The organism is Nocardioides dilutus (assembly GCF_054779555.1).
Map to the genome: position 1 here is coordinate 85273 of NZ_BAAGYA010000001.1, position 23816 is coordinate 109088.

A 23816-nucleotide genomic window follows, 5' to 3' on the forward strand; every position below is an offset into this window, starting at 1 on the left:
GCCACACACGTGGCACCATGCCCGGGTGACCCTGCCCGCGCGTCTCGGCCGCCTCGAGCGCGTCGACCGGCTGGGCGTCGGCGGGTTCGCGACGGTCTGGCTCTACCGCGACGAGGAGCTGCGCTCGGACGTCGCGGTGAAGGCGCTGGCAGACAACTGGGCCCAGCGTCTCGACGTGCGCGAGCGTTTTCTGGAGGAGGCGCGGATCCTTCGGCGCGCGGACTCCGACCACGTGGTCCGGGTCTACGACATCGGCGAGGTCGACACCACGCCCTACTTCGTCATGACCTACGCCGACCTCGGCTCGCTCGCTCATCTCGTGGAGGATGGTGAGCCGGTCCCTGCGCAGCGCGTGGTCGACCTCGTCGAGCAGGCGGCGGCCGGGCTGGCCGTCCTGCACGAGCTGGGGGTCGTCCACCGCGACGTGAAGCCGCAGAACCTCTTGCTCCGCAGCGGCGGCAGCGCCGGTGAGCGGCTGCTCGTGGCGGACCTGGGCGTGGCCAAGGCGATGCTGCACGCCAGCGGCCTCACGCAGGTGGTCGGCACCCCCGCCTACATGGCACCGGAGCAGGTCACCGGGGAGGGCATCGACACCCGCGCGGACGTCCACGCACTGGCGGCCGTGGCCTACCAGCTCCTCACCGGAGCGCTGGCGCGCACCGGCACCGTCAGCGACCTCCTGCATGCGTCCCTGCCGGTCACCCCGTCGCGACTCGCGGACCTGCCGGCCGCCGTCGACGACGTGCTGCTGCGCTCCCTCGACCCGGACCCGGGCCGCCGGCATCCCGACGTGGGTGCGCTCGCCGAGGACCTCGCCGAGGCACTGCCCCGGACCGTCGTCACGAACCGCCGGAGGTCGACACGTCTGGAGGACCCGTCGACCGTGATCACCGGGCCGGCCGCGGACGAGAACGAGGCCCGAGCCGGTCGGCCGGTGCTGCTCACGCTCGTCTGCCTGCTGCTCGTGGTGGTCGCCTTCGGGGCGTCGTACGCCGTGACCGCGGTCCTTCGGTGAAGCCGCCGGTCGGCGCGTAACCTGGGAGTAGTCCGCGCCACCCCTGCGGGCCACACAACCGCGCCACACCACCCTCGTGGCCACACACGGAAGCGGGTCCACCCATGACCTCAGCAGCTCTGCGCATTCCTGGCAGCCTCGACGTCTTCGAGGCCGGCGCCCACCACGAGCAGGTCGTCTTCTGCAACGACGCCGCCACCGGGCTCCGCGCGATCGTCGCGATCCACTCCACGGCCCTCGGCCCTGCCCTCGGCGGCACCCGCTTCTATCCCTACGCCTCGACGGCCGATGCGCTGGCCGACGTCCTCGACCTGTCCCGCGGAATGTCCTACAAGGCCGCGCTCGCCGGCCTAGACCTGGGCGGTGGCAAGGCCGTCATCATCGGTGACCCGGCCACGTTGAAGTCCGAGGCGCTGCTGCGCGCCTACGGCCGGTTCGTGCAGTCCCTCGGCGGGCGCTACTACACCGCCTGCGACGTCGGCACGTTCTCCCCCGACATGGACGACATCGCCCGCGAGTGCTCCTACGTCACCGGCCGCTCGGTCGCCCACGGCGGAGCGGGCGACAGCTCGGTGCTCACGGCGTACGGCGTCTGGCAGGGGATGCGCGCGGCCGCGGCGTTCGCCTGGGGCTCGCCGTCCCTCGAGGGCCGCACCGTCGGGGTCGCGGGCGTCGGCAAGGTGGGCCACCACCTCGTCACCCACCTGGTCGGGGAGGGCGCCACCGTCATCGTCACCGACGTCTCGCCCGCCGCGCTGGACCGGGTCCGTGACGAGCACCCAGATGTCCGGGCTGTCGCCTCGACGCCGGCGCTGGTCGCCGAGCAACTCGATGTCTACGCCCCCTGCGCCCTGGGCGGTGCCCTGACCGACGAGGTCGTCGACACCTTGTCCTCAGGCTCGGCGACCATCGTGTGCGGCGCCGCCAACAACCAGCTCGCCCACCCCGGGGTGGAGAAGGCCCTGGCCGAGCGCGGGATCCACTACGCACCCGACTACTGCGTCAACTCCGGTGGGCTGATCCAGGTCGCCGACGAGCTCGACCCGTCCGGCTTCAGCTTCGAGCGCGCCCAGCTGCGGGCGAGCGGGATCTACGACACGACCTACTCGGTGTTCGAGCTCGCCGCCTCCGAAGGGGTGCCGCCCGCGATCGCGGCAGACCGGCTCGCCGAGCGTCGCATGCGCGACGTCGGGCGGCTACGCGGGATCTGGACAGCGAGCGATGCGAGCGCAGCGAGCTAGTGACGCGGACGGTCGTCGAGGAGGTCGCGCAGCGACCGTCGCGAGACGTGGTGAGCCGCCGCTGGGACCGGACCACGACTCAGCCGTCGCAGTCGGGTTCCAGTACCAGGTCACCTGGTCTCGCGACAGGCGCTAGCGCGCCTTCCTCGACCAGCGCCGCTCGCTTGCTCGCTGACGCTCGCTGAGCGAGCTAGTCTCGGGAGGGGCCGGCGTAGTCCGACCACTTCTCGAGAACCTCGGGGTCGACATCGACCTGCTCCTCCGAGGAGTCGCTCTCCTTGTGGAGCTCACTGGCCAACGCACTGAAGTCCGTGTCGTGAGTGCGGTACTTCAGGTCGCGGGCGACCTTCGTCTGCTTGGCTTTTGCTCGGCCGCGGCCCATAGGGTCCCTCGCACGCTCGCCGGGGCACCGTGGCTCCCGGACTACATCAGTTTCTTCGTGAGGACAACGCTACCTGCTCGGTGGGTGTTCCCGCACACCAGTACTACGGTGAGTTCCCCTGAGCCTCGAGTCAGGAAGTCCAGCCGGGGTGCTGACCGACCAGGCTGACAATGCCGCCGTCGGAGCCGGTGGCGGCCGAGACCTCGCCCGCCACCCAGGCGTGGATGCCGAACTCCGCGAGCAGGGCCACGGCCGCATCGATGCGCCCGGGCTCGAGCAGGGCGACCATCCCCACGCCGCAGTTGAGCGTTGCCTCGAGGTCCGGCTGGGGTATGCCGCCGGCCTGGCGGACCACGTCGAAGATCGGGGGCGGGGTCCAGGTGCCGCGCTCCAGGGTGGCGGTCAGTTCCTCGGGCACGACCCGGGCCAGGTTGGCGGCGAGGCCGCCGCCCGTGACGTGCGCCATCGCGTGCGTGCCGCCTGAGCGGGCCAGTGCCAGGCAGGCCTTGGCGTAGATGCGGGTCGGGACGAGGAGCTCCTCCCCCAGCGTCCGGCCCAGCTCGGGCACGTCACGGTCGAGCTGCCAGCCCGCTTTCGCGACGACGTGCCGCACCAGCGAGTAGCCGTTGGAGTGCAGGCCGCTGGAGGCCATCGCCAGCACCGCGTCGCCGGGCCGGACCAGGGCCGGGCCGAGCAGGTCGTCGGCCTCGACCACACCGGTGGTCGCACCTGCGACGTCGTAGTCGTCTGGGCCGAGCAGCCCGGGGTGCTCGGCGGTCTCCCCGCCGACCAGAGCGCAGCCCGCCTCGACGCAGGCCTCGGCGATGCCCTTGACGATCGCCGCGATCCGCTCCGGGACGACCCGCCCGCAGGCGATGTAGTCGGTCATGAAGAGCGGCTCCGCGCCGCAGACGACCAGGTCGTCGACGACCATGCCGACCAGGTCGAACCCGATCGTGTCGTGGATGTCCATCGCCTGCGCGATGGCCACCTTGGTGCCCACGCCGTCGGTCGAGGTGGCGAGCAAGGGGCGCTTGTACGTCGTGAGCGCGGACGCGTCGAAGAGGCCGGCGAAGCCGCCGATGCCGCCGATCATCTCGGGACGGCGGGCCTTCTCGACCCAGGCCTTCATCAGGTCGACGGCCCGGTCGGCGGCCTCGATCGAGACGCCGGCCTCGGCGTAGGAGCCGGGGTAGGAGCCGGGGTGGGCGTCGGTCATGGGTTGTTCAGCACCGGGAGGGCGCGGCCCAGAGTGGGCGACGACAGCGTCGCCTCGAGCAGGTGCTTGCCCAGGAGGCTCTCGTCGGGGAGCGCGATCGGGTAGTCGCCGGTGAAGCAGGCCTTGCACAACGAGTCGCTCGGCTGGCCGGTCGCCTCGATCATGCCCTCGAGCGAGATGTAGCCGAGGCTGTCGGCGCCGATGCTGGCGCAGATCTCCTCGACCTCGAGCCCGTTGGCGATCAGCTCGGCCCGGGTGGCGAAGTCGATGCCGTAGAAGCACGGCCACTTCACCGGCGGCGACGAGATCCGGACGTGGACCTCGAGCGCGCCGGCCTCGCGGAGCATCCGGACCTGGGCCCGTTGGGTGTTGCCGCGGACGATCGAGTCGTCGACGACGACCAACCGCTTGCCGCGCACCATGTGCTCGAGCGCGTTGAGCTTGAGCCGGATGCCGAGCTGGCGCAGCGTCTGGCTCGGCTGGATGAACGTGCGGCCGACGTAGGCGTTCTTGACGAACCCCTGGCCGAACGGGATGCCGCTCTCCTCGGCGTAGCCCGCCGCGGCCGGCGTCCCGGACTCGGGGACGGGCATCACCAGGTCGGCCTCGACGGGGAACTGGCGGGCCAGCTCGCGGCCCATCTCGACCCGGGCCGCGTGCACGGACTGACCGCTGATCGTGGCGTCGGGTCGAGCCAGGTAGACGTACTCGAAGACGCAGCCCTTGCGCCGGGGCTCGGCGAACCGGTGTGACCGGAGGCCGTTCTCGTCGATGGCGATCAGCTCGCCCGGCTCGACCTCGCGGACCACGCTGGCGCCGACCGTGGCCAGCGCCGCGTCCTCCGAGGCGACCACCCAGCCACGGTCGAGGCGTCCGAGCACCAGCGGCCGGATGCCCTCGGGGTCGCGAGCGGCGTAGAGGGTGTTCTCGTTCATCCACACGAAGGAGAACGCGCCCTCGAGCAGCGGGAGCACCTCGAGCGCACGCTGCTCCAGGGAGGTGTCGGGGTGGTGCGCCAGGAGCGCGGTGACCAGACCCGTGTCGTTGGTGGAGGTCTCGATGTCGCGGGTGTGCAGCGGCAGCTCACCGTCCGGGTCGGGCAGCTCGTCGACCATCCGGGCGAGGTCGTGGGCGTTGATCAGGTTGCCGTTGTGGCCCAGGGCGATGGACCCGTCCGCGGTAGGGCGGAACGTCGGCTGCGCGTTCTTCCAGGTGCTCGCACCGGTCGTGGAGTAGCGCGCGTGGCCGATCGCCAGATGACCCTGGAACGAGTCGAGAGTCGTCTCGTCGAAGACCTGCGAGACCAGGCCCATGTCCTTGTAGACCAGGATCTGCCGGCCGTTGCTGACCGCGATGCCCGCCGACTCCTGGCCGCGGTGCTGGAGTGCGTAAAGCCCGAAGTAGGCCAGCTTGGCCACGTCCTCGCCCGGCGCCCAGACGCCGAAGACCCCACACACGCTGGTCAGTCTAGGGAAACCTCGGGCCCGCGCCCGCATCCCCGCCGAGGTGGTTCGGTGTCTTCGGCGAACCGCCACGGGGAGCCAGGTCCTTGCCTACTCTGGAAAGGTCATGAGCCTGACTGCCGCGCCGGCCGCATTCGCCGCCTGGGAACGACGTCCCCTGGCGTCGTTGGACGCGTTCCAGCTCATCGCGGACGTCGTCACCGACGTCGGTGGCTTCGGCGTGGCCGCGATCAGTGTCGTGCGCGGCTCGGACCTGGTCGTGGAGGCGATCAGCGGCAGCGAGGACGCACGCAAGCAGCTGACCGGGACCCGGACCCCGATCGACCACATGCTCGAGGAGATCTCGCACGCTGACGACTGGGGTGCCTTCAGGTTCCTCCCGCACGAGCGGATCAGCCCCACCAACGACAACCTCGGCTGGGTGCCGGACGTGGAGCCCCTCGACATCGAGGACGCCTGGCATCCGCTGGACCTGCTGGTGGCGCCGTTGTACGACGACGAGGCCCGGCTGATCGGGATGCTGTCCCTGGACCTCCCCCTCAACGGACGCCGGCCCGGCCCCGAGCAGCGCCGGATCCTCGATGCCTACGCCGGGCAGGCGGCCCGCGCGGTGCTAGCCGCGCTCGACCGCGAGGTCCTGGCCGAGCAGGTGAGGCTCGCCGAGGCGGCCCGGCAGATCGTGCGCAACATGTCGACCGAGCTGACGATGGAGGCGCTGCTCGCGGCCTGCAACGAAGCGATGGTGGAGGGTTTCGGGGCCGCCGCCGGGCTCTGGGTCCAGACGTTCGACACGGTGGGGCGGCCGGGGAGCGGGCGGGTCTGGGCGCCTGAAGGCGTCCACATCGAGATCCCCGACGAGGTCAAGGCGATCGCCGAGGCCTCCGCGCACGACGCGTGGAGCCGGCAGGCCGTCGACATGGTCACGGTCGGGTCGGAGGAGTCCCTGCTGCCGCCGCGCCCGCGGCAGCTGGTCTACGACTTCCTCACCAGTATCGAGGTCGTGTCGATGCTGTTCGTCCCGCTGGGCGCTGGTCAGGAGTGCGTCGGGGCGCTGGTGCTGACCCGTGGCGCGGACGACCCGGAGTGGTCGCCCGTGGAGATCAGCGCCGCCCACGACATCGGGCTCGACGTCGGCCGGGCCGTGCTCAACGCGCGCACCTACGAGCGCGAGCGCGAGCTGGTGGCGGAGCTGCAGGCGCTCGACGCCTACAAGGGCCAGCTCATCTCAACCCTCTCCCATGAGCTGAAGAACCCGCTGACGGCGATCAGCGCCCACCTGGAGCTGCTGGACGACTCCGACGTGCAGCCCGAAGCCAGGATCTCGCTCCAGGCCATCGACCGGGGCGCAAGGCGCCTGCTACGGATCGTCGACGACCTGATGATGCTCGCGAAGGTCGGCGACCCGGACACCCCGTTGATCGCCGCACCGGTGGACCTCGGGTCCATCGTCGACGAGGTCGTCGACATGCTGTCCGTGACCGCCCAGACCCACGGTGTCGAGCTGCTCACGAGGTGCAGCGAGCGTCCCGTGCACGTGCTCGGCGCGGCCACCGAGCTCGACCACGTCGTCGCCAACCTCGTGGGCAACGCCGTGAAGTACACGCCAGGCGGTGGCACCGTCACGGTGTCGCTGAGCCGCGCCGGGGACGAGGTGACCTTGGAGGTCGTCGACACCGGCATCGGGATCTCCGCCGACGACCAGGAGCAGCTCTTCACCGAGTTCTTCCGGTCCAACAACCCCCAGGCGGTCGCCCAGCCCGGGACCGGCCTGGGGCTCACCATCGTGGCCCGGATCGTGGCTCGCCACGGCGGCCGTCTGCACCTGGAGTCCGAGCTCGGGGCCGGCAGCACGTTCAGTGTCGTGCTGCCGGCCGCCGAGCCGGCCTGACGGGTCAGCCCTCGAAGCAGGCACCCTCGAAGGTGTAGCCCTCGGCCGTCGGGCCGGCCGTGAAGTCCTGGATCAGCGACACCCCGGACGGTGCGGCCTTGTCGACCTTGCTGAGCACGGACTCCCTGAAGATGTTGTCGTTGGGTTCGCCGCTGCGGTTGCCGGCCTCCTCCGGCAGCATGCCCTCGTAGTCGATGGTCTCCAGCGACTGGACGGCCTCGAGCAGGCCGGCCCGGTCCTTGTCGTAGTCGCCTTCCAGCCACTCCTCGAGCGCGGCCTTGAGCGGGTAGGACCAGGCCCAGCCGGCCGTGTAGCCGTCGTTGGGCTGCTCGACCTCGCCGAGCGCCTCCCGCATCGCCTCGTGGCCCGGGGTGTCCGAGCCGAAGGGTCCCCAGTAGCCCGACTGCAGGTACAACGCCTCCAGGGCGGGAGCCGACGGCGTCGCGAGCAGGGCGGGGTTCCAGGTGGGCCCGAGGCCGATGAACTGGCCCGTGAAGCCCTGTGCCGCGGTCTGGCCGACGATGACCGCGGTCTCGGTCGGCGCCGTCCCGAGGATCACCAGATCCGGCTTGGCGTCCAGGATGGCCGCGATGGCGCCCGCCTGCTCCTCCTGGCCCGGCGCAGTCTCGACGCCGGTGTAGTCCAGGCCGTTGGCCTCCGCCGCGATCTCCGCCCCCGCCGCACCGTCACCGCCGTAGTCACCGGGGTAGTGCACAGCCATCACGCTCTTGATGCCCTTCTCGGCGACCATGTAGTCGACGGCGTTCATGCCCTCGACGCAGTAGTTGGTGCCGGACTCGAGGATCGAGTCCTCGAAGGCCCACAGCGACGTCCAGGAGGCAGGCGCGCCGACCATCTCGTCGCGCTTCATGTCCGGGAGGATCGCCAGCGTCGTCGGTGACCCCAGGGTCTGGGCCAGAGCCAGCACGTCGCCCTCGATCTCGCCGTAGACCTGCTTGTGCGTCTGCGGGTTGTAGAGGTTGTCGCGGACGTACTCGCTGACGTTGATGTCGTAGCCGCCGATGCCGCCGTCCTCGTTGACGCGCTGCCAGAACGCCGCCTGGGCGTCGGTGATCGGCACGCCCAGCGGCGCGAACGGCCCCTGGGTGAGGTCGGAGATGGTGCCGAGGTAGATGCACCCGTTGTCCTCGTTGACCGCGTCGGGACATGCCTCGTCCGTGACCCCGGGGGCCGAGGCCCCGTCGCCGCCGTCGTCGCCCCCGTCGTCGCGACAACCGGTCGCGACAAGGGCGAGTGCCGCGAGCAGCACTCCTGTCCTGCGTAGCATCACAACACCATCTCCTCCATAGTGTGGCCGCCGCTCAGTAGCTGAACGGCCAGCCCTTCCAGTAGTTGCGGATCCGGACCCAGATGCCGAAGAGCCCGCGGGGCTCGAAGAGCAGGAAGCCCACGATGAGCAGCCCGTAGAGGATCGACTCGAGCTGGTAGATGTTGGGGGTCTCGGTCACCTGGGCGGAGATGACCGGCAGGTACGACGGCAGCTCGCGGGTCAGCGTGGGCAGCAACGAGATGAACAGCGCGCCCATGATGGTCCCGCTGACCGTGCCGGCCCCCCCGATGAGCACCATGGCGATGAACTGCACCGAGAGCAGCAGCGAGAAGCTGTTGGGCTCGAAGAACCCGATGATCGAGTAGATCAGGGCGCCCGCGCAGCCGGCGTAGAACGAGCTGATGCCGAACGCGACGGTCTTGGTGCGGGGCAGGTTGATACCCATCATCTCCGCGGCCATGTCGCGGTCCCGCACCGCCGAGAAGGCCCGGCCCACCCGGGACCGCGCAAGGTTGCGGGCGCCCAGCGCGAACACCAGCATCAGCACGAGCATCAACAGGTAGAGGTTCTGGTCGGCCGTGAACGCGTCGGAGTCGCGGGAGAAGTCGTAGCCGAACAGCTCGGGGACCGCCGCCTCACGGCCGACGCCGTTGCCGCCGGTGAGGTTGCTCCACTCGCCGAAGACGAACTCGCCGATGAACACCAGCCCGAGGGTCACGATCGCCAGGTAGAGACCGCGCAGCCGGGTCGCCAGCGGTGCGACCAGCACGCCCGCGACCGCCGCGACCAGACCGGCCGCCGGGAGCCACACCAGGATGTTGGTGACGCCGAAGCCGATCGTCCGGCCGTCCGGGTCGCCCGAGATCGCCGCGGCCGTGTAGGCGCCGACTCCGAGGAAGAACGCATGACCCAGGGAGACCTGGCCGGCCAGGCCCGTGACGATGTTGAGTCCCAGGGCGCCGATCGCGAAGGCGAACCCGAGCGCCAGGGTCTGCAGCAGGGAGTCGGAGAGCAGGAACGGCAGTAGGAAGGAGACCAGCACGATGACGCCGACCCAGACCTGCTTGGGCCGGGTGTTGAACAGCGCCAGCTCCTGGGCGTAGGAGCGGTAGAGCTGGGGCCGCCCGCGCAGCCGTCCTGTCGAGGTCACGGTCGTCACACGCGTCTCACCTCGGGAGTGCCGAAGATGCCGTAGGGCTTGGCCATCAGCACGAGGAGCATCAGGACGTAGGGCGCGACCACGGAGAAGTTGTCCCCCAGCCACGGAGCGATGTCGCGTTGGTAGCTTCCCACCAGCGCCTGGACCACACCGACCGCGAGCCCGCCGATGACCGCGCCCTCGAGGGAGTCCAGTCCGCCCAGGATGATCGCGGGCAGGGCGATGAGCGCCACGACCCAGATCCGGCGGTCGACACCGGCACTGATCGCGAGCAGGCTGCCCGCCACCGCGGCCAGGGCTCCCGCCAGCGCCCACGAGAGGGCGAACACGTTGCCGACGTTGACGCCCTGGGTCAGCGCCGCCTCCTGGTCGAACGCCGCCGCCCGCATGGCCAGGCCGTAGCGGGTGCGGCGGTAGAAGTAGAGCAGCGCCAGCACGACGACGGTGAGCACCGCCAGCGAGACGAGGTGCCGCTGCTGGACCCTGACGCCGGCGAGGTCGACCCCGTCGAGGCCCCAGGGGTTGGGGACAGGCCGGGCGCCGAGTCCGATGAAGCCACCGGCCACGACCCGCACCGCGATGTCGATGCCGATCGTGATGATCGCGACCACGAACGCCGGGCGGCCGACCATCGGCCGGATCGCGGCCCGCTCGATCAGCAGCGCGATGAGGGCGGTGAGCAGCGCGGCGATCCCGACCGAGAGGAAGAAGGAGAGGCCGGCGAACAGCACGATGCCGATCGCCGGGCCGATGTAGGTGGCGATGGTGGCGCCGGCCAGCATCATCGCCGGCTGCGCGAAGTTGATGACCCCGGTGGCCTTGAACACGATGACGAACGCGAGCGCGAGCATCGCGTAGATGGACCCGGTGCCCAGGCCCCGCAGCAGCGCCTCCAGGAGCTCGGTCATCTGCCCGTCACCGCCCGGCGCCGGCGTACATGTCGGCGACCGTGTCCTCGAACATCCGCGAGATCGCGGACCTCTTGACCTTCTGGGTGGCGGTGAGCTCGCCGTCCTCGTGGTCGAGCTCCTTGGGCAGCAGCCGGAACTCGCGGACCTGCTCGACGGTCGCGAAGCGGGAGTTGACCTCCTTGACGATGCCGGCGACGAGCTCGACGACCTCTGGCTTCTCGCTGAGGTCGCGGTAGGTGCTGTAGCCGAGCTGGCGGCGCTGCGCCCACTCGCCGACCGTGTCCAGCTCGATCCCGATCAGGGCGGACAGGAACCTGCGGCCGTCGCCGATCACGATGGCCTCCCTGATGAACGGGGAGGCCTTGAGCGCGTTCTCGATCATCGACGGAGAGACGTTCTTGCCGCCCGCGGTGATGATGATGTCCTTCATCCGGTCGGTGATCCGCAGGTGCGTGCCGCCGACCCACTCGCCGACGTCGCCGGTGTGCAGCCAGCCATCCTCCGTCACGGCCTGCCGGGTCGCCTCGTCGTTTCGCCAGTAGCCGGCGAACACACCGGCGTGCCGGGTGAGGATCTCGCCGGTCTCCTCGTCGATCCGCAGCTCCGTGCCGGGATGGACCTCACCGACGGTGCCGAGCTTGACCCGCCCCGGGCGGTTGCCGGTGGCGACCGCGGTGTTCTCGGTCATCCCGTAGACCTCGTGCATGGGGACGCCGATCCCCATGAAGAAGCGCAGCACCTCGGGGGCGATCGGGGCCGCACCCGAGGCGGCGTAGCGGACCTTGCGCATCCCCAGCCGGTCCTTGAGGGCCCTGAAGAAGAACACATGACCGATGGCGTAGCGCAGCCTCGTCCCGGCGGTGTGCCGGCCGCCGGTCTCGACCAGCCGCTCACCGATGCCGTCGGCGACGCCCAGCCAGAACGCCGCCACCTTGCGCTTGAACCAGGTGGCCCCGGACAGCCTGATCTCGACGCCCGCCAGCAGCTTCTCCCAGATCCGCGGGACCCCGAAGAGGATGGTCGGCTGCACCTCGCGCAGGTTGTGCGGCACGGTCTCGATCGACTCCGCGAAGTTGACCTGCGTGCCGGCGGCCGCGTTGAACCAGGTGGTGAAGATGCGCTCGGCGACGTGGGAGAGGGGGAGGTAGGACAGCGTCAGGTCGCTGGGTCCGGGGGGCGGGTCGGTGAAGGCCCCCTCCTCGATCAGGATCTTGATCGCGAACTCGACGTTGGCGACGGTGAGCATCGCCCCCTTGGGCGGGCCGGTCGTCCCCGAGGTGTAGATCAGCGTCGCCAGGTCGTCGGGCTGCTGACCGGCGAGCACTTCCGACAGCGCGTCCGGGTGCCGCTCGCGGTGGCTGCGGCCGAGGTCGAGGAAGTCGGGCCAGCTGAGCAGGCGGGGGTCGTCGTACCGGTGCCGGATGCCGCGCGGCTCGAGGTAGACGACGCGCTGGAGGTCCGGGCACTCCCCCAGCACGGCGAACGCCTTGTCGACCTGTTCCTGGTCCTCGGCGACGAGCACCTTGGCGCCCGAGTCGCCGAGGAGGTAGCCGACCTCCGCGGCCGGGTTGGTGGGGTAGATGCCCACCGACGCGGCCCGGACCGCCAGGGCACCCATGTCCGCGACCAGCCACTCGGGGCGGTTCTCGGAGTGGATCGCGACCCGGTCACCGGGGACGACACCGAGCTCGAGGAACGCGTGCCCGGCCAGCTGGACCTGGTCCCAGTAGTCGGCCCAGGTCCACTCCCGCCAGATGCCGAGGTCCTTGTCCCGCAGCGCGACCGCACCCGGCATCGACTCGGCGTGCGCGCGGATCCGGGTCACCGGACTCGACACGGTCACTGGCCCGCCACCTCCTGGCCGAGGTAGGCCCGGATGACGTCCGGGTGCCGCTGGACCTCCTCGGGTGGGCCGGTGGTGATCGGCACCCCGAAGTCGACGACCATCACTCGGTCGGCCAGGTCCATGACCAGGCCCATGTCGTGCTCGACCATGAGGATCGGCACGTCGAGCTCGTCGCGGATGTCGAGGATGTAGCGGGCGGTGTCCTCGGTCTCCTCCAGGTTCATGCCGGCCACCGGCTCGTCGAGCAGCAGCAGCTTGGGCTCCATCGCGAGGGCCCGCCCCAGCTCCACGCGCTTCTGCACGCCGTAGGGCAGCAGGCCGACGGGCAGGGCCCGCCACTGCTCCAGCTCGAGGAAGTCGACGATCTCCTCGACGACCCGGCGGTTGGCGAGCTCCTCGGCGCGGGCCCGGCCGCGCCAGACGAACGCCGAGAGGAATCCGTAGCCGAGGTGCTGGTGCCGTCCGAGCATGAGGTTGTCAAGGACGGTGAGGTGCTGGAACAGCGCGATGTTCTGGAACGTCCGGGCCATGCCGCGGGCGGCGATCCGGTGCGGACGCTCGCCGAGGATGTCCTCCCCGAGGAACTCGACGCTGCCGCGCTGCGGCCGGTAGACACCGGAGAGGACATTGAAGATCGAGGTCTTGCCCGCGCCGTTGGGGCCGATGATCGCGAACAGCTCTCCGGGCTGGACCTCGAAGGTGGCGCCGGCGATCGCCTTGACCCCGGCGAACGAGAGATGGACGTCCTGGACGGACACGACAGGGGTGTCGTGGGGTGACGTCACGCCGACCACCGCTTCTTGCGCCGGTAGTGCTTGACGTCGCGGAACGAGCGGCGAGCTCCGTCGTGGCCGCCCTCGTCGGGGTGGAGACCGAGGTAGAACTCCCGGACGTCGTCGTCACGCAGCAGTGCCTCGGCCGGCTTGTCGAGGACGATGCGGCCGGTCTCCATGACGTAGCCGTGACCGGCGATGCTGAGCGCCATCGTCGCGTTCTGCTCCACCAGCAGGATCCCGGTGCCGGAGCGGTTGATATCGACGATGACGTCGCGGACCTGCTCGACGAGCTTGGGGGACAGGCCCAGACTCGGCTCGTCCAGGAGCAGGAAGCGCGGGTCGGACATCAGGGCGCGCCCCATGGCGAGCATCTGCTGCTCACCGCCGGACAGGTAGCCGGCCGTCTTGGCCCGCCGGTCGGCCAGCAGCGGGAACATCTCGTAGATCCGGTCCAGGTTGTCCCGCATTCCCGCGCGAGCGGTGTGGGCGCCGACCTTGAGGTTGTCCTCGACGCTGAGCTCGACGAAGACCCGGCGCCCCTCGAGCACTTGACGGACGCCGGCGCCCACCACCCGCTCCGGACGCCAGCGGTGGATGGCCCGGTCGTCGAGACTGACCGAGCCCTTCGTGATCTCGCCGTCGTGGATGTCGAGCAGGCCGGTCAGCGCCCGCAGCAGGGTCGTCTTGCCCGCGCCGTTGGAGCCGAGCAGGGCGACGATCCCGCCGTCGGGCACCGAGAGGCTCACACCGCGCAAGGCCAGCACGACATCGTCGTAGACGACCTCGAGGTTGCTGGCACGCAGCATGCGCGGTCCTTCCGAGAACCCTTCGAGAAACAGAGCCGTGCTGTACCGGCACCCTAGGGCCAGATGTGACGGTCGTCACTGACCGACGGTGCACCTGGTCGGGATCGTTACATGCGTCGAGCGCCCCGTTCGATGGCCTCGCGGATCCGCGGGTAGGTCCCGCAGCGGCAGATGTTGCGGATGCCGTCGAGGTCCTTGTCCGAGATCCTGCGACCCTCGCGGCGGGTCTTCCTGACAAGCGCGACGGCGGCCATGATCTGGCCGGGCTGGCAGTAGCCGCACTGCGCCACGTCGAGCTCGAGCCACGCCTTCTGCATGGGGTGCAGGCCCTTGCCGGGGCTGGTCTTCGGCAAGCCCTCGATCGTCGTTACCTCGTCGGTCCTGTCGAGGTCACCCACCCGGACCGCGCAGGGGTTGAACGCCTTGCCGTTGATGTGGGAGGTGCACGCCTTGCACACGTTGATGCCACAGCCGTACTTGGGCCCGGTGACCCCGAGCACGTCGCGCAGCACCCAGAGGAGCCGGACGTCGTCGTTGACGTTCACGGTGACGGTCTTGCCGTTGAGGATGAAGGTCTGCTTGGGCATGTCCGCTGCTCCTCAGTAGGTCTTCTTGAGGCCGTTGACCGGCGAGGGCGGGACGGGTGGGACGAAGGGCTTGACCTTGAACTGCAGCGGGTCGTGGTGATTGATCGGGAAGTAGGTCGGCATCCGACCGGTGGCCCGCGCATAGGCACAGGCGACCGCCGCCATGCTGGCGGCCACCCCGGCCTCGCCCGCTCCACCCGGCACCCCCGTAGTGGGCGGCATGACGATCACCCGCACCTCGGGTGGGGTGTTCCACTGCCGTGTGTAGAAGTAGTTGTCCCAGCTGGCCTCGAGGAAGTGGCCGTCGCGCAGGTGCATGCTCGAGGTCAGCGCCTGCGCGATCCCGTCGTTGATCCCGCCGTGCATCTGCGCCTCCAGCCCGCGCGGGTTGATGGGCAGGCCGGCGTCGACGGCGAACGTCACCCGGGTCACCCGGGGGCCCCCGACACCGTCCCGGATCTCCCGACGGACGGTCTTGGCACGGCAGTCGATCTCGACGAGGCAAGCGGTGGCGCCCTTGTATTCGACGTGGATGGCGATGCCCTGGGCGGTGCCGGGGCGCATCCGGCGCCCCCAGCGGCCGGCGCTCGCGACCGCTTCGAGCACCCCGAGGGCACGCTCGTCGCTGAGGTGTCGCCGTCGGAACTCGTAGGGATCGAGGTTCATCGAGGCCGCGATCCGGTCGATGATGAGCTCTCCCGCGGTGCGGACGTCCGGCGAGTAGATGTTGCGCATGCTGCCGGTGTTGAACCTGTCGTCGACCTCGTTGATCTGCTGCGACTTCACCGCGAAGTCGTAGGGCAGCAGCGTGGTCATCGCGAAGATGCCCTGCGCGAAGCTGAGATTGCCGATCCCCGCGGGGGCGTCGGCCCCCATGGCCGTGAGCGCCTCTCCCAGTCCGTGCCGGTAGTCGGTCTCGACGCTGGTGTGGCTCTGCTGGAAGGCGAGCAGCTGGTCACCGGCGTAGGTCGCCCGGACCTTGCTGGTGGCCATCGGGTGCACACGGCCGACCCGGGCGTCGTCGGCGCGGTGCCACATGAGCTTGACCGGCTTGCCCATCGCCTTGCTGATCTTGGCCGCCTCGAGGGCGGCGTCGAAGAAGAGCCGGCGCCCGAACGACCCGCCGCCCTGGACGACGTGGACCTTGACCGCGTCCTGAGGGAGGCCGACCGCCGCGGCGATCGCGGCCTGCGCGGCGATGGGGGTCTTGAGCGCCGACCACACCTCGGCCCGGTCCGCACGGACGTCGGCGACGGCGGCGTTGGGGTCCAGGGCCGAGTTGCTGCGGAAGTAGAAGACGAAGTCGCCCTCGATCGTCTGTGCGAGTGGGTTGCTGGGGACGGGCGCCATCGGCAGCTCGGCCGCCCGGAGCTCGCGCAGGATGTCCGGGTCGGACTGGCCCGCCACCGGTCCCGGGCGCCACTCCACCTTCATCGCCCGGATCGCGTCGATGCACTGCCCGAAGGTCCTGGCCCGCACCGCGACGCCCGTGTCGACGACCGCGACGTCCTTGACCCCCGGCATCTCGAGGATCTCGGCCTTGTTGGACAGCCGCTTGGGAGTCCCGTTGAGGGTGGGGGCGCGACAGACCATGGTCGGCAGCGCGCCCTTGACCTTGAGGTCGGTGGTGAAGGTCTTCCTACCGGTCACGGCGTCGCGGGCGTCGGTGCGGGGCTGGCCGGTGCCGATGACCCTGAACTGGGACGCCTCCTTGAGCGTCACCTCGGACCGTCGGGTCTCGCTGGCCGCGGCGGCCTCGGCGAGCTCGCCGTACGTGACGCTCTGCCCGGACCGGTTCTGGATGACCCCGCCCTTGGCGACGAGGTTGGCCGTCTCGTCGCCGAGCACGACCGCCGCGGCGTCGAGTAGCGCGCTGCGGGCGACCGCGGCGGCCACCCGGATCGGGGTGTAGGTCGAGGTGGTCGTCGTCGAACCGCCGGTGAGCTGGTTGAAGAGCAGCTCGGGCCGCGCGTCGGCCAGGGTGACCACGACCTTGCCGACCGGGAGGTCCAGCTCCTCGGCGATGATCATCGCGGTCGAGGTGATGATGCCCTGCCCGTTCTCCGAGCGCGGCAGTGCGAAGTGCGCCGTGCCGTCGGCGCGCACCGTGATCGTGATCAGGTTGGCCGTCGGTCGGCACGAGTCGGTGATGAAGTCGTTGAGGTCGTAGAGCTCGGCGACCTGCGGGCCCGACGGTCCCGCCGCGCGAGCCGGCGCTCCCAGCGTCAGGTCGGCCGCCGCCACCAGCGTCGTCCCGGCGAGGACGTAGCCCACGAAGCTGCGGCGACCGATGCCGCCGCTGACCGGGTCGTCGGGTGCGCCTGCCCGGCCGATCTCCTGCACCGACATGTGACCCTCCCGAGGGGTCTCGCCGGAGGGTCCCCGAATGACTCCCCGTGAAACGCCACCGCAGTGACGAGGGTCACTTTACTCAGCGAGGTGAGATGTCAAGTCCTCCGCTTTCGCCTCACCGCGGCCGCGAGTGCCTCCCGCGCCCGGTCGCGCTGTCGGCGGAACCTCCGTGCCCGGGACCTGGCCCGGCGCAGCCGGCCGCCGAGGCCCTCCACCCGGGCGAGCAGGTGCTCGCGCTCCTGAAGTCGCCCGGCGAGCTCGTCGCGGAGCCCACGGACCTCGCCCCGTAGACGGGCCACCTCCCACTCCGCGGTGACCGCGCGGTTCTCCAGGGCGAACCGGTCCTGGGCGAGGAGGGCGACCGTGCTCGGGCTGATCGCGGTCGCCGCAGAGTCGGCGACGGCGGCGTAGAGCTCGACGAGGGCCGCCGCGTGGCGCTGGGCGGCGTGGTGCCGGACCACCAGACGGCGGGCCTGTGTGCCGAGGTCCGGGTCGTAGCGCCCAAGCAGTTCCGCCAGGTCGACGTCGGCGGTGTCGCCGAGCCCGGCTCCCGTGAACCCGTCGGCCTCGAGGGCGGCGTACGACGAGGTGCTCACCCAGCCACCGAGCGCGGTCTCGTCGATGACGACGACGGCGCGGGCCGCAGCCATGGCCTCCAGGGCGGTGCGTCCGATCGCGAAGACGATGTCGGCCTCCAGCATGTCCTGGCGGGGGTCCGGCGACTCTGCGTCCTCGCCGCCGATCCTGTGGAAGTCGATGCCCAGGTCGGCGCAGGCCTTCGCGAGCCGGGTGGTCACGGTGGCCATCCGTCGGGAGACGGCGACCGCCCGCCGCGGCGTCGCGGCGACGGGTTCACGGGCGCCGTCGGCGAAGGACACCTCGACCGGCTGGGTCAGCCGCACGATCTCCGCGCGGGTCGTCGCGACGTGGGCGGCGAGACGTCGGCGGGTGAGCTCGTTGAACGCGACGTAGGCGCCGGCACCGAGCTCGGCTATCGGGTCCTCGATGGAGATCGCCCACGAGTGGGTCGCGAACACCAGCGGATGCGTCGGGAGCCGCTCGCGCACGCGGGCAACGACATTGGTGTGCTGACCGTGGATGACATCGATGTCGGACAGCAGGCCGGAGACCTCATCGTGGACCTCGAAGCCCCCTCGTCGCAGACGCTCCGCCACAAGCCCACAGTGCGGAGAGTAGAACAGGACTTCATGGCCGAGCCTCCGGAGCTCCGACGAAACGGTCTCGAGGTAGCTCTCGCTCCCGCCGCGCGCCGCGAGGGAGTTGTTGGTCATCAGAATCTTCATGTGCCCGCCTGCGGCGCGGCCTGGCCCAGCGCCAGCCGAGCCGTCTCGCGCCCGGTCCCGATCTGGGCGAAGGAGACGACGACGTCGCCGGGGCGGGCCAGGCCCATCGCCGTTCTCGCTGCCTCCGCCCGACCGGTGACGAGCACCGGAGCACCCGTGCACGCGTCGGTCCACCGCTCGTCGAAGCGGGCTCCCGCCGCGTAGTCAGCGGAGAACACGGCCGGGGCGACCACGACGTGGTCGGCCTGGCTGAGCGCCCTGGCGAACCGCCGTCCCCACCTGGCGAGGTAGGGCCCGTAGGCCTCGAACACCGCGATGATCCGTACGTCCGGGAAGTGCCGCCGCAGCGTCTCGATGCCGCCCCGGACGCAGGCCGGGTGCTTGGCGCCGAAGTCGTCGAAGACCCGGACGCCGTCCCGGACACCCATGGGCTCGAGGCGCCGCCTGAGGGTGCCGATCCTCTCCAGGCCCGCAGCAGCCGCCTCGGGGTCGGCGCCGAGCGCGATCGCCGTCGCGAACGCGAGCGAGGCGTTGGCCGCGGTCTGCGGGCCGAGGAGCCGCACCAGGGCGGCCACCCGGGTCCCGTCCGGGCCGGTGAGGGCGAGCCGGGTCCCCTGGGCATCGGTGGAGATCGTGCGCGCCGAGAAGTCCCGTCCGTGGCGCCACACCTCCGCCTCGGCGTACGCCGCCAACCGCTCACTGCGCGGGGAGGGTCCCAGGACGACCCGACGCCGCGCCTGTGCCACGAACCCGCCCACGCCCGCCACCGCCTGGCTGAGCGAGCTCGGCAGGTGGGGGTGGTCGTCGTCGAGGTTGGTCACGACCGCCACCTCGGTGCCCACCCGGGCGAGGCTCAGGTCGGAGTCGTCCACCTCGGCGACGGTCGGGCCCGCACCCAGCCTCACCATGCCGCCGAGATCGGGCACGGTCACCCCCACGATGGCCAGCGGATCAAGCCCGGCGGCGTCCATCGCCGCCGCCGCGAGCGCGGTCACGGTGCCCTTGCCGTGGCTGCCGGTCACCCCGGCGCCGGGGCGCGCGGCCAGCACCCGGGCGAGAAGGTCCGTGCGGTGCAGCACCCCGCCCGCCCGCTCGGCGGCCAGGATCTCGGGCTCGTCCGGCGGCGCCACCGAGGTCGCGACGAAGGTGACGCCGGGCTCCACGTGGGTCTCGGAGTGTTCCCGTTCGTAGTCGAGGCCGGCCGCGGCCAGTGCCGCATCGGTCTCCTCCTGGCCGCGACGGTCACAGCCGGTGACGCTCGCCCCCAGGTGGCGCGTCGCGAGCGCCAGCGGTGCCATGCCACGGCCGGCGATCCCGAAGAGGTGGTAGCGCTCCCCGATGAGCGGCCGTGCAGTCGTCAATGCGTGAGGCCTCCGAGGTTGCGCAGCAGCAGGGCCTCGGCCACCACGACCCGTTCGAACTCGGCGAGGTGCAGGCCCTCGTTGGCCCCGTGGGCACGGGTGTCCGGGTCCTCGACGCCGGTGACCAGCACGCTGGCCTCGGGGAACGTGTCGAGGAACTCGGCGATGAACGGGATCGAGCCACCCACCCCCATGTCCACCGGTTCGGTGCCGTCCCAGGCCTCGGTGAACGCCGCCCGCGCGGCGTCGAAGGCCGGACCCGTCGCGTCGATCACGATCGGCTCCCCCTTGTCGGCCGGGGTGCAGATGACCTGGGCACCCCACGGGACGTGCTGCTCGAGGTGCTCGCGGAGCCGTTCGGTGGCGTTGGCGGTGGAGTCGCCGGGGGCGATCCGCAGCGACACGAACGCCCGGGCGCTGGGCACCAGCGTGTTGCTCGCCCCCTGGGCGACCGGGGCGTCGATGCCGATGACGCTGAGCGAGGGCTTGGTCCAGAGCCGCTCGACCATCGTGCCGTCGCCGATCCACCCCACGCCCTGGGCGATGCCGCTCTCGGAGCGGGCCCGCTCCTCGGGGTAGGTGACGTCCGCGGCCGGGCCGCCGACCAGGCCCTCGACCGCGACGTTGCCGGCGTCGTCGTGGAGGGTGGCCAGCAGCCGGGAGAGGGTGATCAGCGCGTCGGGGACGACCCCGCCCCACATGCCCGAGTGAACGCCGTGGTCGAGCGTGCGCACCTCGACGTACATCCGGACCAGGCCGCGGAGGCTGGTGGTGAGCGCCGGCTCGCCGATGTCCCAGTTGCCGGAGTCGGCGATCACGATGACGTCGGCCTCGAGCTTGTCGCGGTGCTCGGCGAGGAGGGTCGGCAAAGTGTCCGAGCCGACCTCCTCCTCGCCCTCGACGATGATCTTCACGGTGACCGGCAGGTCGTCGCCGAAGACCCGCAGGGCCCCGAGGTGTGCGGCGATCCCCGCCTTGTCGTCGGCGGCACCGCGGCCGTAGAGCCGGTCACCGCGCTCGGTGGGCTCGAAGGGCGGGCTGTCCCAGTCGGCGTGGTCGTTCTCCGGCTGGACGTCGTGGTGGGCATAGAGGAGCACCGTCGGCGCCCCCTCCGGCCCGGGCTTGTATCCGAGCACCGCGGGACCGCCGCCGTTGGCGCTCACGATGTCGACGTCGGCGAAGCCTTCCGCGCGGAACAGGTCAGCCACCGCGTCGGCGCACCGCCAGACCTCGGCCGTGCGAGCCGGGTCGGCGCTCACCGACTCGATGCGCACCAGGTCCTCGAGGTCGCGGCGCAGGGCGGGCATCAGTCCGCGCACCTTTGTCCGGACGGACTCGGTCGTGGGGTCGTTCATGGGTCGACCCTAGGGCGTGCGGGGGAGCTCAGCGCGTCCGGTTGACCACGGCGTAGTACGTCCGCCTGCGGGCGTCCGTCGGGACCATGAACAAGGACATCGCCGCGAACCTGTGGCGCTGGATGGTGAACGTTCCCTGCTCGGGCCCACGTCGCTTGGCCCGGAAGGTCAGTCCGAACGCCTGGTCGGCGCCCGCCTGGACGCTCGAGAGGTCGGAGATCTCCACCAGGCGGGCGCTCCAGGCGCCGCCGGGGCCGCTCAACCGGAACCGCTTGCGGCGAAGGGGCAGGAAGCGCTTGCGCGAGTACGCACGCGGCCGGGCGGCGTTCGCGACACCGGTGCCGAGGAACGGCGACAGTGCCGCACCCCACGCCCCCGCGGCGAGCAGCGATCGACGGGACAGGTCGGTCATCGGTGATCCCCCTGGAGTAGGCATAGCATCGCGGTGTGGCTGGACTCGAGTGGCTGACCTGTGCCGACTTCGCCGGCCGGGTGGGCGACACCTTCGTGGTCGCGGCCGACGGCGCCGACCGTACGGAGATCGAGCTGGTCGAGGCGACTGAGGGCCTGGAGGCCGGCGGCCCAGGACCCGACGGCCAGGAGCGGCGGCAGTTCTCGCTGGTGTTCCGCGGACCTCCCGGAGCACCCATGCAGCAAGGGATCCGGCAGCTGACGCACCACACCCTCGGCGAGCTCGACCTGTTCCTGGTGCCGATCGGGAGCGACGCGGCAGGGGTGCGGTACGAGGCGGCGTTCGCCTAGGTCGTGGCCCCGTCGTCGTCGGCAGCGCATCATGGCCGCCACTCCATGAGCCGGTAGACCCCCCGCTCCGAGACCTCGACGAACCCGAGGCGCTCGTAGAGCGTCGCCGCGGGGTTGTGGACCTCGACATGGATGCTGAGGCAGGAGAACGTCGCCGCCGCTTCTTCCTGGAGCCCGCCGATCAGCCGACTGCCGATACCGGCGCCGCGCCGCTGCGGGACCACCGAGATGTCGACGATCCGGATGTCGCCGGGCCGCCGATCGACGTAGAGCCTTCCGACCGGCTCACCGTCCACCTCGATCACGTCGAACGCGCCGTTCGGGTTGTGCGCCCGGTACTGGACGTCCTGCGCGGCGAACTGCATCTCGATGAACGCCTCGCGCTGACCGGGCTCCCAGGCGACCTGGGAGAGCTCGGCATCGCGCGTGGAGCCGTACAGCGCGACCAGGAACGCCCGGTCGTCGGCTCGCACAGGCCGGAGGTCCAGATGGCCGGTCGGGGCGGTGGCGGCGTCGGAGGAGGTCGACATGTCAGGTGCGCGGCGGGAAGACGCCCTGGAGCGCGATGTTGAAGTAGAAGGTCAGGTAGGGCTGCATGTTGTTGTGCGGCTGGTCGCCCCCGGCCGGCGCCAGTGCGTTCGGGGAGAGCGTCACATCCCCCGGCTGCTGTCCGTACAGCCCGACACCGATGCCCGTGGCCGGCTGCTGCCCCGACACGACGCGAGTGGTGGCGTCCGCGGCGGACGCGCGCACCGCGTGGCTGTGGGAGGGGATCTCGCTCTCCAGCAGCGTGACCGTCTCCGAGCCTCCGGTCTCGCCGAGGTCGTGCAACGACAGCCCGGGACCTTGACCGGGGTGCATGGGCGCCCGCCCCTGCAGATCCGGCAGCGCGAAGTTGCTCTTGCCGTCGCCCCCGTAGGTCGTCCCGAGCAGGGAGAACAGGGCGGTGTTCTGCGACAAGGGCAGGAGCTGCCCGTCGCACCACGCCCAGCCCTTGGGGGCGAAGTTGAAGGGGAAGATCCTGATTTCGGCGACGAATGGGTCTGCCATGCCCGCTCCTAGGTGGGGCTCGGGAAGATCCCGAACAGCGAGATGATGAAGTCGACACAGAGATACGGCTGGAAGTTCGTGTGCGGCTGGCTGCCACCTACAGGTCCGACGCTCTGCGCGGACATGTTGGTCTGCGGGCTGTCCGTGCCGTAGGCGGAGCTCGTCGCCCCGGACAGGTTCGACAGGACGTTGTTCAACGCCTGGGTCCCGGTTCCGGTGTTGGTCGAGCCCAGCGCGGGGTGGCTGTGCGCCGGTATCTGGTTGACGGTCAGGGTGACCTCCTCCGCGCCCCCCGTCTCGGCCAGGATGAACCCGTTCCCCTGGTGCAGCGGCAGCCGGCCACGCAGGTCCGGCAACGCGAACGTCGACTCACCATCGCCGCCGTACGTCGTCCCGATGAGCTGGAACAGGGTCTCGTTCTCAGAGATGGGCAACAGCTGCCCTTCGCAGAACATCCAGCCCGCGGGCGCGAAGTTGCCCGCGAACATCCGGATCTCTCCAACATACGGTTGTGCCATCAGCCTCTACCTAGTTCGGGGACGGGAAGATGCCCTGCAAAGCGATGCAGAAGCTGAGGACCAGGAACGGCTGCATGTTCAGGTGGGCCTGACTGCCTCCGGTGTTCTGGACGGTGCCGGGACTCATGGCCACCAGGTTCGAGGCGGGCCCCCAGGCGTTGTCCCCCGTCGACGAGGCGAGCAGCGAGGAGGCGTCCGGCGTGTTGGCGGTCCCCGATGACGACCTGGCGTTCCACGCGTGCACATGCGAGGGAAGCTCGGCGATCGAGAGGGTGTGCGCCTGCTCACCGCCCCTCTCGCCCAGAGTGTGGCCGCTCCCGACATGGATCGGCGCCCTGCCGCGCAGGTCGGGCAGGGCGAAGTTGACCCGGCCATCGCCTCCGAAGGTCGTGCCCAGCAGGGAGAACAGCCCCTGGTTCTGGTTGATCGGCAGGAGCTGTCCGTTGCAGAGCGCCCACCCTTTCGGGGCGAATACGAAGCTCATCAGCCGGATCTCCGACAGGAATGGCTCAGCCATCGTGGACGCTCCT

General features: G+C 70.8%; 23 protein-coding genes. 4 read left to right on the forward strand and 19 right to left on the reverse strand.

What is annotated here, in order from left to right:
* Nucleotides 1-25: 25 nt before the first annotated feature.
* On the forward strand, nt 26-1015 hold the full coding sequence (locus tag ACYVC6_RS00460) for a serine/threonine-protein kinase (RefSeq protein ID WP_460709826.1): 990 nt from the start codon (nt 26-28) through the stop codon (nt 1013-1015).
* 104 nt (nt 1016-1119) lie between these two features.
* Nucleotides 1120-2256, forward strand: coding sequence for a Glu/Leu/Phe/Val family dehydrogenase (locus ACYVC6_RS00465; protein WP_460709828.1), 1137 nt, complete (start codon nt 1120-1122; stop codon nt 2254-2256).
* Nucleotides 2257-2446: 190 nt separating this feature from the next.
* On the opposite strand, the gene ACYVC6_RS00470 is transcribed toward ACYVC6_RS00465, so the two are convergent.
* The 3 genes from ACYVC6_RS00470 to purF form a co-directional block, all read right to left on the reverse strand.
* On the reverse strand, nt 2447-2638 hold the full coding sequence (locus ACYVC6_RS00470; RefSeq protein WP_460709830.1) for a DUF3073 domain-containing protein: 192 nt from the start codon (nt 2636-2638) through the stop codon (nt 2447-2449).
* Nucleotides 2639-2768: 130 nt separating this feature from the next.
* On the reverse strand, nt 2769-3857 hold the full coding sequence (gene purM / locus ACYVC6_RS00475; RefSeq protein WP_460709832.1) for a phosphoribosylformylglycinamidine cyclo-ligase: 1089 nt from the start codon (nt 3855-3857) through the stop codon (nt 2769-2771).
* The gene (gene purF / locus ACYVC6_RS00480; RefSeq protein WP_460709834.1) at nt 3854-5353 is read right to left on the reverse strand and encodes an amidophosphoribosyltransferase; all 1500 of its coding nucleotides are present in this window, start codon (nt 5351-5353) and stop codon (nt 3854-3856) included. Before purF ends, purM begins: the two co-directional genes overlap by 4 nt.
* 73 nt (nt 5354-5426) lie before the next feature.
* Between purF and ACYVC6_RS00485 the strand changes: the two genes are divergently transcribed.
* Entirely contained in the window at nt 5427-7208 is a 1782-nt protein-coding gene (locus ACYVC6_RS00485) for an ATP-binding protein (RefSeq protein WP_460709836.1), read from the forward strand.
* A 4-nt stretch (nt 7209-7212) separates the two neighbouring features.
* Here the strand turns inward: ACYVC6_RS00485 and ACYVC6_RS00490 are convergent, their stop codons facing one another.
* The 12 genes from ACYVC6_RS00490 to ACYVC6_RS00545 all read right to left on the reverse strand — a co-directional run bounded on the left by ACYVC6_RS00490 (nt 7213) and on the right by ACYVC6_RS00545 (nt 21368).
* Entirely contained in the window at nt 7213-8496 is a 1284-nt protein-coding gene (locus ACYVC6_RS00490; RefSeq protein ID WP_460709838.1) for an ABC transporter substrate-binding protein, read from the reverse strand.
* Between the two features lie 34 nt (nt 8497-8530).
* Nucleotides 8531-9658 (reverse strand): branched-chain amino acid ABC transporter permease, encoded by a 1128-nt coding sequence (locus ACYVC6_RS00495; RefSeq protein ID WP_460709840.1) that lies wholly within the window; start codon nt 9656-9658, stop codon nt 8531-8533.
* Nucleotides 9655-10566 carry a branched-chain amino acid ABC transporter permease gene (locus ACYVC6_RS00500; protein ID WP_460709842.1) on the reverse strand — a complete coding sequence of 304 codons (912 nt, stop codon included), beginning with the start codon at nt 10564-10566 and terminating at the stop codon, nt 9655-9657. The genes ACYVC6_RS00495 and ACYVC6_RS00500 overlap by 4 nt, the downstream gene beginning before the upstream one ends.
* A 7-nt stretch (nt 10567-10573) precedes the next feature.
* A complete protein-coding gene (locus ACYVC6_RS00505) occupies nt 10574-12412 on the reverse strand; it encodes an AMP-dependent synthetase/ligase (RefSeq protein ID WP_460709844.1) in 1839 nt (612 codons plus the stop codon).
* Nucleotides 12409-13200 (reverse strand): ABC transporter ATP-binding protein, encoded by a 792-nt coding sequence (locus ACYVC6_RS00510; RefSeq protein ID WP_460709846.1) that lies wholly within the window; start codon nt 13198-13200, stop codon nt 12409-12411. The genes ACYVC6_RS00505 and ACYVC6_RS00510 overlap by 4 nt, the downstream gene beginning before the upstream one ends.
* Nucleotides 13197-13997 carry an ABC transporter ATP-binding protein gene (locus tag ACYVC6_RS00515; RefSeq protein ID WP_460709848.1) on the reverse strand — a complete coding sequence of 267 codons (801 nt, stop codon included), beginning with the start codon at nt 13995-13997 and terminating at the stop codon, nt 13197-13199. Before ACYVC6_RS00515 ends, ACYVC6_RS00510 begins: the two co-directional genes overlap by 4 nt.
* 107 nt (nt 13998-14104) lie before the next feature.
* The gene (locus tag ACYVC6_RS00520; RefSeq protein WP_460709850.1) at nt 14105-14584 is read right to left on the reverse strand and encodes a (2Fe-2S)-binding protein; all 480 of its coding nucleotides are present in this window, start codon (nt 14582-14584) and stop codon (nt 14105-14107) included.
* A 12-nt stretch (nt 14585-14596) separates the two neighbouring features.
* Entirely contained in the window at nt 14597-16933 is a 2337-nt protein-coding gene (locus tag ACYVC6_RS00525; RefSeq protein WP_460709852.1) for a molybdopterin cofactor-binding domain-containing protein, read from the reverse strand.
* A 98-nt stretch (nt 16934-17031) separates the two neighbouring features.
* On the reverse strand, nt 17032-18111 hold the full coding sequence (locus tag ACYVC6_RS00530; RefSeq protein WP_460709854.1) for a hypothetical protein: 1080 nt from the start codon (nt 18109-18111) through the stop codon (nt 17032-17034).
* A 125-nt stretch (nt 18112-18236) separates the two neighbouring features.
* Entirely contained in the window at nt 18237-19601 is a 1365-nt protein-coding gene (locus ACYVC6_RS00535) for a glutamate ligase domain-containing protein (RefSeq protein WP_460709856.1), read from the reverse strand.
* Entirely contained in the window at nt 19598-20956 is a 1359-nt protein-coding gene (locus tag ACYVC6_RS00540) for a M20/M25/M40 family metallo-hydrolase (protein ID WP_460709858.1), read from the reverse strand. Before ACYVC6_RS00540 ends, ACYVC6_RS00535 begins: the two co-directional genes overlap by 4 nt.
* Nucleotides 20957-20984: 28 nt before the next feature.
* Nucleotides 20985-21368, reverse strand: coding sequence for a DUF6916 family protein (locus ACYVC6_RS00545; RefSeq protein WP_460709860.1), 384 nt, complete (start codon nt 21366-21368; stop codon nt 20985-20987).
* A 35-nt stretch (nt 21369-21403) separates the two neighbouring features.
* Here ACYVC6_RS00545 and ACYVC6_RS00550 point away from each other — a divergent pair, with 35 nt between their 5' ends.
* Nucleotides 21404-21718 (forward strand): DUF6916 family protein, encoded by a 315-nt coding sequence (locus tag ACYVC6_RS00550; RefSeq protein WP_460709862.1) that lies wholly within the window; start codon nt 21404-21406, stop codon nt 21716-21718.
* 29 nt (nt 21719-21747) lie between these two features.
* Here ACYVC6_RS00550 and ACYVC6_RS00555 read toward each other — a convergent pair whose 3' ends face one another.
* Genes ACYVC6_RS00555 through ACYVC6_RS00570 form a run of 4 tightly spaced genes read right to left on the reverse strand, consistent with a single transcriptional unit; the run spans nt 21748 to nt 23803 of the window.
* A complete protein-coding gene (locus ACYVC6_RS00555) occupies nt 21748-22248 on the reverse strand; it encodes a GNAT family N-acetyltransferase (protein ID WP_460709864.1) in 501 nt (166 codons plus the stop codon).
* Nucleotide 22249: 1 nt separating this feature from the next.
* Nucleotides 22250-22768, reverse strand: a complete 519-nt coding sequence (locus ACYVC6_RS00560; protein ID WP_460709866.1) for a phage tail protein — start codon at nt 22766-22768, stop codon at nt 22250-22252.
* A gap of 8 nt (nt 22769-22776) precedes the next feature.
* Nucleotides 22777-23286 carry a phage tail protein gene (locus ACYVC6_RS00565; RefSeq protein WP_460709868.1) on the reverse strand — a complete coding sequence of 170 codons (510 nt, stop codon included), beginning with the start codon at nt 23284-23286 and terminating at the stop codon, nt 22777-22779.
* Between the two features lie 10 nt (nt 23287-23296).
* Entirely contained in the window at nt 23297-23803 is a 507-nt protein-coding gene (locus tag ACYVC6_RS00570) for a phage tail protein (protein WP_460709870.1), read from the reverse strand.
* Between the last annotated feature and the right edge of the window lie 13 nt (nt 23804-23816).

Excerpts from the sequence above, each read along its gene's own strand:
- ACYVC6_RS00520 (WP_460709850.1), bottom strand. The coding sequence starts at position 14,584 with ATGCCCAAGCAGACCTTCATCCTCAACGGCAAGACCGTCACCGTGAAC.
- ACYVC6_RS00525 (WP_460709852.1), bottom strand. The coding sequence starts at position 16,933 with ATGTCGGTGCAGGAGATCGGCCGGGCAGGCGCACCCGACGACCCGGTC.
- ACYVC6_RS00555 (WP_460709864.1), bottom strand. The coding sequence starts at position 22,248 with ATGTCGACCTCCTCCGACGCCGCCACCGCCCCGACCGGCCATCTGGAC.
- ACYVC6_RS00485 (WP_460709836.1), top strand. The coding sequence starts at position 5,427 with ATGAGCCTGACTGCCGCGCCGGCCGCATTCGCCGCCTGGGAACGACGT.
- ACYVC6_RS00515 (WP_460709848.1), bottom strand. The coding sequence starts at position 13,997 with ATGCTGCGTGCCAGCAACCTCGAGGTCGTCTACGACGATGTCGTGCTG.
- ACYVC6_RS00490 (WP_460709838.1), bottom strand. The coding sequence starts at position 8,496 with ATGCTACGCAGGACAGGAGTGCTGCTCGCGGCACTCGCCCTTGTCGCG.
- ACYVC6_RS00545 (WP_460709860.1), bottom strand. The coding sequence starts at position 21,368 with ATGACCGACCTGTCCCGTCGATCGCTGCTCGCCGCGGGGGCGTGGGGT.
- purF (WP_460709834.1), bottom strand. The coding sequence starts at position 5,353 with ATGCGGGCGCGGGCCCGAGGTTTCCCTAGACTGACCAGCGTGTGTGGG.
- purM (WP_460709832.1), bottom strand. The coding sequence starts at position 3,857 with ATGACCGACGCCCACCCCGGCTCCTACCCCGGCTCCTACGCCGAGGCC.
- ACYVC6_RS00560 (WP_460709866.1), bottom strand. The coding sequence starts at position 22,768 with ATGGCAGACCCATTCGTCGCCGAAATCAGGATCTTCCCCTTCAACTTC.
- ACYVC6_RS00470 (WP_460709830.1), bottom strand. The coding sequence starts at position 2,638 with ATGGGCCGCGGCCGAGCAAAAGCCAAGCAGACGAAGGTCGCCCGCGAC.
- ACYVC6_RS00565 (WP_460709868.1), bottom strand. The coding sequence starts at position 23,286 with ATGGCACAACCGTATGTTGGAGAGATCCGGATGTTCGCGGGCAACTTC.
- ACYVC6_RS00570 (WP_460709870.1), bottom strand. The coding sequence starts at position 23,803 with ATGGCTGAGCCATTCCTGTCGGAGATCCGGCTGATGAGCTTCGTATTC.
- ACYVC6_RS00540 (WP_460709858.1), bottom strand. The coding sequence starts at position 20,956 with ATGAACGACCCCACGACCGAGTCCGTCCGGACAAAGGTGCGCGGACTG.
- ACYVC6_RS00500 (WP_460709842.1), bottom strand. The coding sequence starts at position 10,566 with ATGACCGAGCTCCTGGAGGCGCTGCTGCGGGGCCTGGGCACCGGGTCC.
- ACYVC6_RS00465 (WP_460709828.1), top strand. The coding sequence starts at position 1,120 with ATGACCTCAGCAGCTCTGCGCATTCCTGGCAGCCTCGACGTCTTCGAG.